This is a genomic window from Cellulomonas jepli (genome assembly GCF_047229345.1).
Taxonomy (GTDB): Bacteria; Actinomycetota; Actinomycetes; order Actinomycetales; family Cellulomonadaceae; genus Cellulomonas_A.
The window spans coordinates 1-14405 of record NZ_JBFTER010000123.1 but is presented as its reverse complement, the minus strand read 5'-3'; the positions used below and the strand labels follow the sequence as shown (position 1 = coordinate 14405).

Annotated in this window: 12 protein-coding genes; 8 read left to right on the top strand and 4 right to left on the bottom strand. The window is 74.1% G+C overall.

All coding sequences use genetic code 11. From position 1 onward, the window contains the following. Positions 1 to 898: 898 nt before the first annotated feature. From AB6N24_RS20530 to AB6N24_RS20520, 3 genes are read left to right on the top strand one after another with little or no spacing between them, the layout of a single operon-like run. Positions 899 to 2602, top strand: a complete 1704-nt coding sequence (locus tag AB6N24_RS20530) for a glycosyltransferase family 2 protein (protein WP_412871224.1) — start codon at positions 899 to 901, stop codon at positions 2600 to 2602. Beyond that, entirely contained in the window at positions 2599 to 3360 is a 762-nt protein-coding gene (locus AB6N24_RS20525; RefSeq protein WP_412871223.1) for an HlyD family secretion protein, read from the top strand. The genes AB6N24_RS20530 and AB6N24_RS20525 overlap by 4 nt, the downstream gene beginning before the upstream one ends. Beyond that, the gene (locus AB6N24_RS20520; protein ID WP_412871222.1) at positions 3357 to 5489 is read left to right on the top strand and encodes a glycosyl hydrolase; all 2133 of its coding nucleotides are present in this window, start codon (positions 3357 to 3359) and stop codon (positions 5487 to 5489) included. Before AB6N24_RS20525 ends, AB6N24_RS20520 begins: the two co-directional genes overlap by 4 nt. Here AB6N24_RS20520 and AB6N24_RS20515 read toward each other — a convergent pair. Continuing rightward, positions 5426 to 6706: a glycosyltransferase 87 family protein gene (locus AB6N24_RS20515; protein ID WP_412871221.1), complete on the bottom strand. Its 1281-nt coding sequence runs from the start codon at positions 6704 to 6706 to the stop codon at positions 5426 to 5428. The two genes, AB6N24_RS20520 and AB6N24_RS20515, sit on opposite strands and share 64 nt — an antisense overlap. Before the next feature lie 191 nt (positions 6707 to 6897). Here AB6N24_RS20515 and AB6N24_RS20510 point away from each other — a divergent pair, with 191 nt between their 5' ends. After that, complete coding sequence (locus tag AB6N24_RS20510; protein WP_412871220.1) at positions 6898 to 8229, top strand: uracil-xanthine permease family protein; 1332 nt, start codon at positions 6898 to 6900, stop codon at positions 8227 to 8229. 66 nt (positions 8230 to 8295) lie between these two features. On the opposite strand, the gene AB6N24_RS20505 is transcribed toward AB6N24_RS20510, so the two are convergent. Continuing rightward, the gene (locus AB6N24_RS20505) at positions 8296 to 8940 is read right to left on the bottom strand and encodes a LytR C-terminal domain-containing protein (protein ID WP_412871219.1); all 645 of its coding nucleotides are present in this window, start codon (positions 8938 to 8940) and stop codon (positions 8296 to 8298) included. After that, positions 8937 to 9236, bottom strand: a complete 300-nt coding sequence (locus AB6N24_RS20500; protein WP_034627795.1) for a type II toxin-antitoxin system VapB family antitoxin — start codon at positions 9234 to 9236, stop codon at positions 8937 to 8939. The genes AB6N24_RS20505 and AB6N24_RS20500 overlap by 4 nt, the downstream gene beginning before the upstream one ends. Positions 9237 to 9484: 248 nt before the next feature. Here AB6N24_RS20500 and AB6N24_RS20495 point away from each other — a divergent pair, with 248 nt between their 5' ends. The 4 genes from AB6N24_RS20495 (at position 9485) to AB6N24_RS20480 (ending at position 14137) form a co-directional block, all read left to right on the top strand. Continuing rightward, a complete protein-coding gene (locus AB6N24_RS20495) occupies positions 9485 to 10699 on the top strand; it encodes a CHASE domain-containing protein (protein WP_412871218.1) in 1215 nt (404 codons plus the stop codon). A 108-nt stretch (positions 10700 to 10807) separates the two neighbouring features. Further along, positions 10808 to 12280 carry a putative bifunctional diguanylate cyclase/phosphodiesterase gene (locus tag AB6N24_RS20490; protein ID WP_412871217.1) on the top strand — a complete coding sequence of 491 codons (1473 nt, stop codon included), beginning with the start codon at positions 10808 to 10810 and terminating at the stop codon, positions 12278 to 12280. Next, complete coding sequence (locus AB6N24_RS20485) at positions 12277 to 13131, top strand: transporter substrate-binding domain-containing protein (protein WP_412871216.1); 855 nt, start codon at positions 12277 to 12279, stop codon at positions 13129 to 13131. Before AB6N24_RS20490 ends, AB6N24_RS20485 begins: the two co-directional genes overlap by 4 nt. An 82-nt stretch (positions 13132 to 13213) precedes the next feature. Further along, complete coding sequence (locus tag AB6N24_RS20480; RefSeq protein WP_412871215.1) at positions 13214 to 14137, top strand: LysR family transcriptional regulator; 924 nt, start codon at positions 13214 to 13216, stop codon at positions 14135 to 14137. Here the strand turns inward: AB6N24_RS20480 and AB6N24_RS20475 are convergent. Then, the coding region (locus tag AB6N24_RS20475; protein WP_412871214.1) for a putative sulfate exporter family transporter at positions 14122 to 14405 on the bottom strand (284 nt) is incomplete at its 5' end. The two genes, AB6N24_RS20480 and AB6N24_RS20475, sit on opposite strands and share 16 nt — an antisense overlap.

Below are 14405 nucleotides of genomic sequence, written 5' to 3'. Positions count from 1 at the left end.
AGCTCATCTGGAAGCGCACGGTCGCCTCGCAGATGGCGGACGCGCGCGGCTCGACGGCCTCGGTGCGGATCGGCGCGGCACGACCGCCGGGCGGCCCCGAGGAACGGGATCCGCCGCGCGCCGACGGGGTCGGTGGCGCCGTTCTGGAATGGTCCGGTTTTTGCACCGCCGGTGTTTGATCGGTGCGCGACGTGGCGAATAGGGCGTGTTCCCCGTCGCTATTTCGGCAGGCGCGCGTCGACGTTCCCGTCGTGCCCGCCGGTCCCCGGGGACGCGCGCCGCCGGGACGGCCCGCCGGCCGCCCGAAACCGCCTGGTCATGGCACGGTCACGTCCAGGTCACCTACGGGACAGGTTCGGACCGTGCGTGTCGCGCGGAGGCCGTCGGTGGACATCTGTCCAGGTCAGCGCGCTGCCCGACGGCTCGGTCCCAGGCTCGACGGCGGCGCGAGGGGGTGGGGCGGCATCGGCCGCGGCCTGCGCCGCGCGAGCCCTGGACACCCGTCCAGTCCCGCCCCGTCCGGGTGATGTGTCTCGGCATGCGAGATGAGAACGGGCTAATTCCGACATCCGGGGCGCGGGCCCGAAGCGCCGATGACCTGCGCAGAAAGCGGTGGAGAGCGCTTTCCGCGAGGCATCGTGTGAGGCAGGGCACGTGAGCGGGCCCTGGGCACGGCCGCGGGACCGCCTGTAACTTCGAAGCACCACGGGGGAATGTTCCGGATCTGTCCGGCTCGCCGGAATCCGATCTGACGACACACTCATCGCATCCCCGCCGTGGGCGATCTGACGCCAGCGCAGCCGTCGCACCAGGCATCGAGGAGAGCAAGTCCTCGGCGCCCACACGTGAAACGCGACCGCGGGGGCTCTTTATGGCAACCACTACGTTCAACCGGCTCATGACCGAGCCACGCAGGACCGACAACCCGAGCACGGCTCCGGCCCGCAACCCGGAGAACGAGGCGGCCCAGTCGCCGTCCCTGATGCTCCTCGTGCTGCTCGCCAGCGCGGGCATCCTCGTCTACGCCGTGTTCCTCCTGAACCCGGCCAACCGGGGCGACTGGCTGCCCTACTCGATGGTCATCGTCGCCGAGGTCATCCTCATCACCCAGGCGCTGCTGTCGATGTGGACGATCCTGTCCAGCGGGCACAACCCGCGCGGGTTCGCCTTCCACCACGCGCAGGACACGCTGTACGACATGGCGGAGATCATCCGCCGCCGGGCCGAGAGCGCGCCGGAGCAGTGGCGCATGTACATCAAGGACCGCCCGGTCACCGTCGACGTGTTCATCACGACCTACGGCGAGGACCTCGAGACCATCCGGCGCACGGTGACCGCCGCCGTCGCGATGAAGGGTGAGCACCTCACCTGGGTCCTCGACGACGGGCGCTCCGACGAGGTCCGCGACCTGGCCGCCGAGCTCGGTGCGCGCTACGTGCGCCGCCTGAGCAGCAACGGCGCCAAGGCCGGCAACGTCAACTACGCGCTGTCGATCACGAGCGGCGAGTTCTTCGTCATCCTCGACGCCGACTTCGTGCCGCTGCCCGACTTCCTCTACGAGACGGTGCCGTTCTTCGCGGACGACGACGTCGCCTTCGTGCAGACGCCGCAGACCTACGGGAACCTGCACAACCTCATCTCGCGCGGCGCCGGCTACATGCAGGCCGTGTTCTACCGGTTCATCCAGCCGGGCCGTAACCGGTTCAACGCCGCGTTCTGCGTCGGCACCAACGTCATCTTCCGCCGTGCGGCGATCATGGACGTCGGCGGCATGTACTCGGACTCCAAGTCCGAGGACGTCTGGACGTCCCTCATGCTGCACGAGCGCGGCTGGCGCACGATCTTCATCCCCATGACGCTCGCCGTCGGGGACACCCCGGAGACCGTCGAGGCGTACACCAAGCAGCAGCTGCGGTGGGCCACCGGCGGCTTCGAGATCATGCTCACGCACAACCCGCTGTCCCCGAAGCGCAAGCTCACGATGGACCAGCGCCTGCAGTACTTCGTCACCGCGACGCACTACCTGACGGGCATCTGCCCGCTCCTGCTGCTGCTCGTGCCGCCGCTGCAGATCTTCTTCAACCTCACCCCGATGAACCTCGACCTGACGCTGGGGAACTGGCTGCTGTTCTACGCCGGCTTCTACGGGATGCAGATCGTCGTGGCGTTCTACACGCTCGGGTCGTTCCGGTTCGAGGTCCTGATGCTCGCCGCCGTGTCCTTCCCGATCTACGTCCGTGCGCTCGTGAACGCCGTCTTCAAGCGTGAGCAGAAGTGGCACGTGACCGGTCAGAAGGGCGCCGTGAGCTCGCCGTTCACGTTCATGATGCCGCAGGTCTGGTTCTTCGCCTTCCTGCTCATCACGACGGTCGTCGCGGTCTGGAAGGACCTCGGGAACGGCTACTTCTCGCTCGCCCTCGCCTGGAACGCGACCAACACCGTGATCCTGGGCGCATTCGTCCTGACGGCCGCCCAGGAGGCGCGCCGCAACAAGAGAGCCGCTGCCGCCGCGAAGAAGCAGGAGCCCGAGACTGCACCCGTGCAGCTCGAGGCGCCGCGTGAGGCCGTGCTCGTCGGAGCTACCACCGGAGGTGCCGCATGACCTGGGCCAATCGATTCCGCCTGACCCTGGGGCTCGTCGCCGTGCTGGCGCTGGGTGCCTGGCTGACCTTCCACCTGAACGACTCGAAGGCCATCGCCACGAGCTCGAGCGCGCAGATCGAGTCGAAGACCTACGCGGTCGGCTCGCAGTACGCGGGCCTGGTCGTCGACCAGCTCGTCAACCAGGGCGACGCCGTCACCGAGGGCACCCCGCTCTTCGTGATCGACAGCGCCACGCTGCGCCACGACGTCGCGATCGGGTTCGCCCCCGGTGAGACCCCGGGTCAGCGCATCAACGCGGCCGGGCAGGTCGAGGTCCTCGCGACCGAGGCCGGCACCGTCGCGAAGATCGAGGCGACGCGCGGCACGTTCGTCCCCGCCGCGGCCGTCCTCGCGCAGGTCGAGCGGGAGGGCTCGCTCTACGTCAAGGCCGAGTACACCCTCACGGCCAAGGAGTACGCCCGCATCGACGAGGACGCCGCCGTGACCATCGTGCTGCCGAACGAGCAGAAGGTCGCCGGGCACGTCGCCGGCATCGAGGTGCAGACCGTCGCCAGCAAGGCGCAGGCGATCGTCACCGTCGAGAGCGACAAGCTCGTCCCGGGCAAGGCCAACGGCCTCATGGCCGCCGGCACCCCGGTGAACGCCGAGCTCCAGCTCCAGAACGACGGCGTCGTGACCGACGTCGCCGCGTCCGTGGACGAGGTCTTCACCGACGTCTCGACGTCGGTCAAGGGCCTCTTCGGGAGCGGCGAGTGACGGCCCGCCGAGGGACCGTCATCGGCATCGTCGCCGCAGTCGTCGCCGTCGTGGTCGCCGCGGTCGTCCTCCTCGGAGGCCGCGGGACGGGCGGCAGCACCAACCAGGCGGGGGTCGCCCAGGCGGCCACCGTCGAGGGTCCGGAGGACGCTGCCCTCCCCGAGGTGGACACCCAGGCGCTCGTCGAGGGCCTGGAGCAGAAGGCGGTCGCCAAGATCGCCCCCGTCCGGCTCGCCGAGGGCCTCGTGCCCCCCACCAACCGCTGGTTCAGCGGGCTGGTCTTCGGCGACGAGCCGCAGCCGGTCTTCCCGCTGCCGGCGTCGTTCGGCCTGACCGGCTCCGGGTTCGGCGTCGGGATGCCGAAGCCGGTCACGAGCGAGAAGGCCATCGTCGCGCCGCACGTCCCGGGCGTGACGGTCGACGCCGGCGCGCAGGACGTCCGCATCAGCGCGTACGACACCGCGACCGTCTCGATGGAGCTGCTCGACGGCGAGGGCGCGGTGCTCGGCACCGTGGTCATCGCCGAGGGTTCGCCCTTCGCGTCGTTCACCGCCGGGGACTCCGGGGCGTCGCTCACGCTCGACGCGTCGTTCACGCCCGCCGAGGGTGCGACGGCCGCCGAGGGCACGAGCGTCGCGACCGCGACGGGCGGCGACTCGGACTACGGGCTCGTGACGCCCGAGGGCGCGCTGGAGGGCAGCACCGTGACGCTCGACGCCGGTGCGTCGGCCACGGTCTACCCGCTCCCGCAGGACGCGTCGGACGAGGCGCTCACGGCGCTCGCCGAGGCCGCGGCCGACCCGGTCGTCGGGTCGGAGCTGTCCTACGGCGTCAACGAGCAGGTCGCGCGCACGACGATCGGCTACGTCACCGCGTCGGGCAGCCCGTCCGCGTACGTGACGATGCCGCACCACCGCCTGGGCGAGCAGCCCGACCGTGCGGACTGCGCGATCGGTGAGTACGCGAGCGTGTACGGCACGCTCGAGCTGTGCGCCGGCTCGACGCTCACGACGTGGGCGCCGACCGTCGAGCCGCAGGGCGTGCTCGACCTGGCCGACGTCCCCGAGGACAAGCTCACGGTCATCCGCGAGCAGGTCGCGAAGGACGTCGAGTCGACGGTCCCGTTCCCGTCCGACACGTACTTCGGCGGCAAGGCGCTCAACCGCGCCGCGACGCTGGTCGTGCTCGGCGAGCAGGTCGGGGCCGAGGACGTCGTGGCCCCGCTCCGCGAGAAGGTCACCGAGACGCTCCTCGAGTGGGCGGACCCGGCGCGCTGCGCGACGCAGGACGCACGCTGCTTCGTGTACGACGACGCGGCCAAGGGTGTCGTCGGGCTCACGCCGTCGTTCGGGTCGGACGAGTTCAACGACCACCACTTCCACTACGGCTACTTCCTCGCGGCGGCGGGCCTGCTCGCGGCCGACGACGAGGGCCTGCGGGACCAGCTCGCGCCGGTCATGGACGTCCTCGCGCAGGACATCGCCGCGGTCCAGGCGACCGAGTGGTTCCCCGAGCTGCGCAACTTCGACGTGTACGCCGGCCACGCGTGGGCGTCGGGCACCTCGCCGTTCGCGGACGGCAACAACCAGGAGTCGAGCTCCGAGGCGATCAACGCCTGGAACGGGCTGGGCCTGTGGGCCGCGGCGTCGGGCCAGGACGAGCTCGGGGTCCAGGCCACCTGGCTGACCTCGGCCGAGGCCGCCTCGACGAAGGCGTACTGGACCGACCCCGACCTCGAGGACCCGGTGTTCGAGGGCTTCGAGCACGAGGTCGTCTCGCTCAACTGGGGCGGCAAGCGTGACTACGCCACGTGGTTCAGCCCCGACCCGGGCGCGATGCTCGGCATCCTGCTGCTGCCCATGAGCCCCGTCTCGGGCTACCTCGCGGGCGACCCGGAGGGCATCCGGGCGCGCGTCGCGGAGGGCACGCCGGGCGGCTGGGAGGCCAAGTTCTCGGACTACATCCTCGCGTACTCGGCGCTCGCCGGGCCCGAGGACGCCGCGACGGCGTGGGACGAGGCGCAGAAGCTGTCGGACGAGTGGATCGACGACGGGAACTCGCGGGCCTACCTGCTCGCGTGGATCGCCGCGGTCGAGTCCGGCGGGGTCCCCTCGCTCCCCACCTCCTGAGGTCGGCCCTCCTGGCGGACGACGGCACGCGCCGTCACCGCCAGGAGGGCCACCAGCAGGACGTTGCGCAGCACGAGCGCGAGCGTGACCACCGCGTCGCCCCCGAGCAGGTGGTTGTACCCGGTCGGGAACACGATCTGGGTCAGCCCGGCGATCACGAGCACCAGCACGGCGGTCACCTCCCAGCCCCGCAGCCGCAGGGCGAGGGCGACGACCACGGGCGGCGCGAGCCACCCGACGAACTGCGGCGACCCGACCTTGTTGAACACGATGAGGGTCGTCGCCACGAGCAGCGCGCCGCGCACCACGAACGCCTCCACGGCGACCGAGGTGCCGGCGCGTCGTCGTGCCCACCACAGCAGGGCGGTCACGGCGGCGAGCGCGAGCACCAGGGCGAGCCCGAGCGAGTCGGCCGCGAGCTGCGCGCCCGGGCCGTGCACCTCGTACGTCACGAGCTCCTCGTTGAGGCGCCGCTCGACGGCCGGCGTCACGAGCGCCGCGACCATCCAGGGCGTCGCGCCCACGGACTCGACCTGCAGCCCGCGCTCACCCTGCTCGGCCAGGAAGCTGCCGAGGTGGGGGAGCCCGCCGCCGAGCGTGACCGCGCCGACCACGACGGCGCACACGACCGCGGGCGGCAGCACGACGTCACGCCACGGGCGCCGCGTGACGAGGACCAGCGGGAGCAGCAGCGCGCCCGGCGCGACCTTGATCCACGCCCCGACCGTGAGCAGCGCCGAGGCGACCGCGGGGTGCTGCGCCGCGAGCACGAGCGCCACGACCACGAGCGGCGCGACGACCGCGTCGAGGCGGCCCATCGCGACGGGGCCCAGGGCGGCGAGGAACGCGAGCCACCACCAGGCGCCGAGGGTCGACGCCCCCCGGCGCGGGCGCAGCAGCAGCACGAGCGCGAGCCCGTTCAGCAGCGTGACCAGCGCGGCCCACGCGAGCATGTACGTGCGCGTGTCGACCGCGTCGACGAGGCCCGGCACGAGGAGCGGCACGAGCGCCCCCGCGGGGTAGACCCAGTCACCGTCGAGCACCGGCCACGTACCGGTCTCGAGGCCCTGCCACATCCAGAACCGGTACAGCTCGAGGTCGTAGAACGCCTCCATGGGGAGCCGCACCGCGCCGAGCCACGCGAGCCAGGTGTGCACGGCGAGGAACGCGACGACGAGCGCGACACGCGAGCGCAGGGACGGGGACGGCGTGCGCACGGGGACCTCCGGCGGAAGCAGGGGCGGGTCCCGACGTCGTGCCCCGCCGGGGGAGCACACCCTAGCGCCGGGCGCTCCAGGCGTGCCGGGGCGTGCCGCGCGCGCCCGCACGGTCCGCCCGCCCGTCGCTAGTCTTCGCTGAGCCCGGCGGAGCAGCTCGCCGAGCCCTGCGGAGCAGAAGGAGCACCCACGTGAGCACGAGCACGACCGGTCGACGGTTCGCCGGATGGCAGCTGCACGGCGACGGCCGCACCGTCCGACCGGAGGCCGTCGTCGGGCCGCACGAGCGCCTGAGCTGGCCGCGGACCGTCGGCATCGGCATGCAGCACGTCGTGGCGATGTTCGGGGCGACGTTCCTCGTCCCGCTGATCACCGGGTTCTCGCCCGCGACGACGCTGTTCTTCTCCGCGGTCGGGACGGTCGGCTTCCTGCTGATCACCGGCAACCGGCTCCCGAGCTACCTCGGGTCGAGCTTCGCGTTCCTCGCCCCCATCGGCGCCGCGACCGCGTCGGGCGGGCAGTCCGTCGCGCTCGGCGGCGTGCTCGTGACCGGGGTGCTGCTGGCCGTCGTCGGGCTCGTGGTGCACCTCGCGGGTGCGCGCTGGATCGACGTCGTGATGCCGCCCGTGGTGACCGGCACCATCGTCGCGCTCATCGGCCTCAACCTCGCGCCCGCCGCGTGGAGCAACGTGCAGAAGGCGCCGCTCACCGCGATGGTCACGCTGCTCGCGATCATCCTCGTCACGGTGCTGTTCCGCGGCCTGCTCGGGCGGCTCGCGATCCTCGTCGGCGTGCTCGTCGGCTACGTCGCCGCGGTGCTCCAGGGCCAGGTCGACTTCACGACGGTCGACCGGGCGGCGTGGGTGGGCCTGCCGACGTTCACGACACCGACGTTCGACCCCGCGGTGCTCGGCCTGTTCGTGCCCGTGGTCTTCGTGCTGATCGCCGAGAACGTGGGCCACGTGAAGTCGGTCGCCGCGATGACGGGCACCGACCTCGACCACCTCACGGGCCGCGCGCTGCTCGCCGACGGTCTCGCGACGACCCTCGCGGGTGCGGGCGGCGGCTCGGGCACCACGACCTACGCCGAGAACATCGGGGTCATGGCCGCGACGAAGGTCTACTCGACCGCGGCGTACTGGGTCGCGGCCGGTGCCGCGCTCGTGCTGAGCCTGTCCCCGAAGTTCGGCGCCCTCGTCGCGACGATCCCCGCGGGCGTGCTCGGCGGCGCCACGACGATGCTCTACGGGATGATCGGCATCCTCGGCGCGCGGATCTGGGTGCAGAACCGCGTCGACTTCTCCGACCCGGTGAACCTCACCACGGCCGCCGTCGCGCTGGTCGTCGGCATCGCCAACTACTCGTGGAAGGCCGGCGACCTCGCGTTCGAGGGCATCGCGCTCGGCACCGCCGCCGCGATCGGGATCTACCACCTCATGCGGACGCTCTCGCGCTGGCGCGGGACGCACGACGAGCCGGCGAGCCCGGCGTCGGTGCCGGGCGGCGACGAGCTGCGGCACTGACGTCCCCGTCGAGGGGTGCCTGCCCGCAGGTGCTCGCGCCGCACCCCTCGACGCGACGTCGGCGGCTCAGCCGGCCGCTTCGCCCTCGGCGGGCGCGGGAGCGGGGCCGACGACCGGCACCGGCGTCATCTGCTCGAGCGGCACGCAGCCCGTCGGCGCGGGGATCGGGGCGGCGGCGTCGACGAGGACCTCGTCCGCGGGCACCAACCCCTCGAAACCCTCGCCGAGCGCGAGGTCGACGGTCGCGTCCGCACGGTCGTCGAGCTGGAGCTCGACCTCGTCGAGGTGGTCCCACAGCGCGTAGGCCGACGCCACGCCCGACGCGCCGTACGAGATCCGGCCGACGCCCTTGAGCGCGGCGGCGTTGCCGGTCGCGCCGGCGACGAAGCCGCGGGTCGTGAGCTCCGCGAGCGTCGAGCCCGCGAGGTTCGGGCGGCCGGAGCCGTTGTAGACGTTGACGGTCACGGTGCCGGCGGCTGCGGGCAGCGCGCCCGCGGGCGGGCACGGCGCGACGACCGCGAGGCCCGCCGTGGGGCTCGGCGTGGAGAAGTCGCGCGCGAGGAACGGGACGTCGACCGTGTCGGTGTAGACGGCCGCGGCACCGAGACCTGCGAGCGCCAGCGACGCGAGCAGCACGCCGAACACGACGGCCTGGCGCTCGTGCACCTGACGCCGGCGCAGGGTGCGGGCGCGGTCCGGGTCCACGCTCACGACTCCATCACCAGGACCCGTGCGTGCAGGATCGGGCGCTGCTGGAGCGCGGCCCGCACGGCGCGGTGGAGGCCGTCCTCGAGGTACATCACGCCCTTCCACTGCACGACGTGCGCGAAGAGGTCGCCGTAGAACGTCGAGTCCTCCGACAGGAGGTTGTCGAGGTTCAAGGTGCGCTTGGTCGTCACGAGCTCGTCGAGGCGCACCTGGCGGGGCGGGACCGTGCCCCACTCGCGGGGCGTGACGAGCCCGTGGTCCGGATAGGGCCTGCCCTCGCCCACGGCCTTGAAGATCACGGGCGCGAGTCTAGGTGCACGAACGGGCGGCCGGAGGGGTGGGCGCGCGCAGTGGACACGCGGACGACGGCCCACCCGCCGTCCGCGGCGGGTGCGGGCCCGCGCGTCTGCGCCGAGCGGGTGAACTTCGGGCGCCGGTCGCCCGTTCTGCCCCGATCCGGCGCCCCGTGTTTGTCGTGCCGCCCCCCGCGCGGTTATCAATGACGGAGGGGGCGACGACTGGCGCGCCCGGCGAAGGGGGCTCGCCGATGGGATCTGCCGTACCGGGGCGACCCGGCCGGCGCCGCATGCACTGGGCGGCGGCGATCGCGGTGCCCGTGGGCGTCGCGCTCTCGGTGGCGTCCGCGGCGCTCGACGAGCACCGCCTGCGCGACCACGAGCGGGTCGAGGTGGCGAGCGAGCTCGCGATCGCCTCGAGCGCGCTGCCGACGCGCCTCGACGTCCAGCGCGGCGTCGCGCTCGCCGCGACCCTGGTCGGCCCCGCGGACGCCGGGACCGTCCCCGACGCCTGGGCGGGGCGCATCGAGGCCCTCGACGTCCAGGACCGCTCGGTCGCGACCCGCGCGCTGCTGTGGGTCGCGCCCGGCACCGCCGAGGACCGTGCGACCGGCGCCGTCCCGCTCGACGTCGCGGAGCTGGGCGGCGGGTCCGGCGGTGGCGCCGTGGTCCGGCAGTCCGCCTCGTACGGCAGCTCGGTGCTGCTCGACGGCGTCGGGCTCGACGAGGTCGGCCGCTCGCTCGCGGCGGCACGCGACAGCGGCGAGCCGCGCCTCAGCGCGCCGTTCTGGTCGAGGGCCACGGGACGCGGTGCCGCGGAGGCCGCGATCGCGGTGCCGGTCTACGGCGAGGGCGCGGACCCGCCCGACACGGTCGACGCGCGCCGCTCGGAGCTCACCGGGTGGACCGTCGTGACGTTCCGCATCGACTCGTTCCTGGGCGAGAGCATGCGCCACCTGCACCCGGGCGTCGCGGTCAGCGTGGTCGACGACGAGCTCGGCGTCGAGCTGGCCGAGTTCTCCACCAGCGGCCCGGTGGCGGAGCCCGGCCTGCGCCCCGCCGACGCGAGCTCGGTCGACGTGGACCTGCTCGACCGGACCTGGACGCTCACGGGCTCCTCGACGCGCGCCGCGCCCTGGGTGTCGCTGCCCGTCCTCGTCGCGGGGCTGGTCATCACCGCGCTCGCCGCGCTCGTGCTCGTCGTGCAGGCGGACGCGGAGCGGCGGGCCGTCGCGACCGCCGAGGCGCGCACGCGGGACCTGCGCCGCCGCACGCGCGAGCTCGAGACGATCACGTCGAGCACGCCCGACGCGCTCGCCCGCGTGAGCTCCGACGGGCGCCTGCTCTTCGCCAACCAGGCGCTGCTCGACGTCGTGCCGCTGCCCGCCGACTGGCCCGGGCGTCCCGTCGCCGAGCTCGCCACGCACCACACGCTCCTCGCCGCGGTCGCGGACCTCGCGGCGTAGGTCACGGGCGGTGGCCCGGGCGGGCAGGCGGTCGCCGGCGCGGGGGACGGGCCGGGCGCCGGGCACGACGACGGGCCGGCCGGGGCGTCGCGCGCCGCGGCACCCGCCGTGACCCGGACCGCGTCGGTCGACGTCGGGCCGCTGTTCTACGAGCTGCGTGCCGTGCCCGAGGGGACGCTCGACGACGGGGTCGAGTCGGTCCTGGTCGCGGCCCGCGAGATGACGCGACGTCGCGACGCCGAGCGCCGGCTCGGCCACGCCGCGATGCACGACCCCCTGACCGGGCTCGCGAACCGGGTCCTCGTGCGCGAGCGCGCCGAGTGGATGCTCGGGACCCGCGGACGCGGCGTGGCCGTGCTCCTGCTCGACCTCGACCGGTTCAAGCTCGTCAACGACTCCTACGGGCACGGCCTCGGTGACGAGCTGCTCGTGCTCGCCGCGCAGCGCGCCGAGTCCCTGACCCCGCGGGGCGGCACCGCCGGGCGGCTCGGCGGCGACGAGTTCGTCATCGTCGTCCCCGACACGAGCCGGGCGCGTACCGAGGCGCTCGCCCGCGCCGTGGTCGAGGCGTTCGACGAGCCGTTCGTGCTGCACGAGGAGGAGTTCACGGTCGGCTGCAGCCTCGGCGTCGTGCACAGCGGCGACCGCGCGCAGAACTGGGACGAGCTGCTGCGGCTCGCGGACGTCGCGATGTACCGGGCGAAGGCCGCCGGCGGCGCGTGCTTCCGGTGGTTCGAGGAGGGCCTGGGCGACACCGCACGCCAGCGCCTGCAGCTCGCGGCGGACCTGCGGCGGGCGGCGGGCAGCGACGAGCTGGGCGTCGCGTACCAGCCCGAGGTCGACCTGCGCACCGGGCAGACGATCGCCGTCGAGGCGCTCATGCGGTGGTCCACGCCGACCCGCGGCAACGTCCCCCCGTGCGAGTTCATCCCCGTCGCCGAGGAGACCGGGCTCATCGTGGGGCTCGGCCGGTGGATCATGCGCGACGCGGTCGTGGCGGTCGCGGAGCACAACCGGCGCTGCGGGGGCGACGTGCGGATGTGGGTCAACGTGTCGGCGCGCCAGCTCACCGGGCCGGACGTGGCGGTCGGCATCGTCGACCTGCTCACCGAGCTCGACGTCCCGACGCGCTGGCTCGGGATCGAGGTGACCGAGAGCGTGCTGGCCGACGACGAGCGGGTGCTGCCGACGCTCGTCGCGCTGCGGGACGCGGGGATCGGGGTCGCGGTCGACGACTTCGGCACCGGGTACTCGTCGTTCGCGCGCCTGCGGGACTACCCCGTGACGCTGCTGAAGATCGACCGGGCGTTCGTGCAGGGCCTCGCGGACCCGTCGCCCGAGGCCGCGGAGCGCGCGGCGCACATCGTGCGGGCCGTCGTCGCCGTCGGCCGGGCGCTCGGTGCGGACGTCGTCGCGGAGGGGGTCGAGGACGTCGAGCTGCTGCGCCACGTCCGCACGCTCGGGTGCGACCTCGCGCAGGGGTACGTCTTCGGCCGGCCGGGGACGCTCGCCGGGGCGATGTCCGCCGACGGGCAGGAGGGCGTCGCGCCCGGGCGCGAGGCCCCGGCGGGCGTGCGGTGATCAGCCGCCGCTCGGTGCTCGCCGCGGGCGTCGCGTCCGCGGCGACGGTCCTGCTCGGCGGGTGCGCGCGCGGCGACGACCTGCTGACCGCGGGCCGCCGCGCCGGGTTCCTGCGGCTCGGGATCGCCAACGAGCAGCCGTTCGGCTTCATGACCGACGGCGCGCAGCCGACCGGGCAGTCCGTCGAGGTCGCGCGCGCGGTCCTGGCCGGCCTCGGCATCGAGGAGGTGCGCGGCGTCGTCACCGACTTCCCCGGGCTCATCCCCGGCCTGCTCGGGGGCGCGTTCGACGTGATCGCCGCGGGCATCGCCGTGACGCCCGACCGCTGCGCGCAGGTCCGGTTCTCGGACCCCGTGAACTGCGTCCACCAGGGCCTCGCGGTGCGGTCCGGCGACGACCGCGAGCTCGGCTCCTACGAGGCCCTCGTCGCGGAGCCCGACCTGCGGGTCGGCGTGCTCCGCGGGTCCGTCGAGGAGGCGGACCTGGCGGCCGGTGGTCTGCCGCCCGAGCGGGCCCTCGCGCTGCCCGACCCGGAGAGCCTGCGGACGGCCCTGCTCGACGGGGCGGTGGACGTCGTCGCGCTGACGTCGGTCGCGGTGCGGTGGATGGCGCGCGGCCCGGACAGCGGCGTGCGCGTCGCGGGGATCTTCCCGGCGGACGACGGGAACGAGCGCTTCGCGGCGTTCGCCTTCCGGCCCGCCGACTCCGCGCTCGCGGTCCCGTTCGGCCGGGACCTGCGCCGGCTGCTGCGCGACGGCACGGTGACCCAGCTCTCGGAGCCGTTCGGGTTCACCGAGGACGAGATCCGGCCGGCGGTCGGCCGCACGGTCCGCGAGGCGTGCGGCGCCTGACCGCGCCACCTCTCCCGGGGCCGAGGCGAGCCCGTGCGGTCCGGCCCGGTGCCGCGTCGGCCGCCGGGCATAGGCTCGATCGATGGCCCGGACCTCGCTCACGTCGCTCGAGCTGCTGGTCGCGATCGACACCAGCGGCAGCATCAGCGCTGCCGCCCGCTCGCTCGGGCACTCCCAGCCGACCGTCTCCGCCGGGGTGCGGCGGCTCGAGCGCTCGCTCGGCCTGCGGCTCGTCGACCGGTCTCCGCGCGGCTCCGTGCTCACCGAGGACGGCACCGCGGCGGCCGCCTGGGCGCGCGACGTGCTGACCGCGTCGGACGCGTTCGAGGCCAGCGTCTCGGCGTTGCGGGGCCAGGGCGGCACCGCGCACCTCGTCGTCGCCGCCTCCCTGACGGTCGCCGAGCACCTGGTGCCCGGCTGGCTCGCGGCGTGGCGCCGGCGCCGCAGCAGCGACGAGACCGAGCGCACGCCTGCGGCTGTCGAGCTCATCGTCCGGAACTCCGCCGGCGTCATGCGGGCGGTGCTCGACGGCGAGGCCGAGGTCGGGTTCGTCGAGGGCACCGAGGTCCTGCGCGGGCTGCGGATGCGCACGGTCGCGCGCGACGAGCTCGTCGTCGTGGTCGACCCCGAGCACCCGTGGGCCCGGCGCCGCGAGCCGGTCACGGCGCACGACCTCGCGACCGGGCCGCTCGTGCTGCGCGAGAAGGGCTCGGGCTCGCGCGACACGCTGGAGCGCGCGCTCGAGGCGGCCGGCGAGGCGCTCGCGGCGGACCTTCCGCAGCTCGGCTCGACCGCCGCGGTCAAGGCCGCCCTGCACGAGGGTGACGCGGTGGGCGTGGTGTCCGACCTGGCCGTCGCCGCGGAGCTCGCGCACGGCACGCTCGTGCGGGTACCGACCGACGGCCTCGACCTGGGCCGGCGGCTGCGTCTCGTGACCCGCACGCACGGCGACCTCAGCCCGGCGGCGCGCGAGCTCGCCGCGATGGTGGGTCAGGCCAGCAGGTAGAGGCCCGCGAGGCTCACCGTCGTGGTGACCGCGGTCGAGACGGCGCCCAGCGCGAGCGCCCGCCCGCCCGTGCGGACCAGCGTCGGCACGTGCACGTCGGCACCGAGCCCGAGCATCGCCGCCGTCAGCAGCGCCGTGCCCGCGAGCCGGGCGCCGTCGAGCGCGGCGTCGGGCAGCACGCCGGCGCCGCGCACCGCGACGGCCACGAGGAAGCCGACGACGAACAGCGGCACGAGCGGCGGGCGGCGCGGTGCCGGCGGCGCACCCG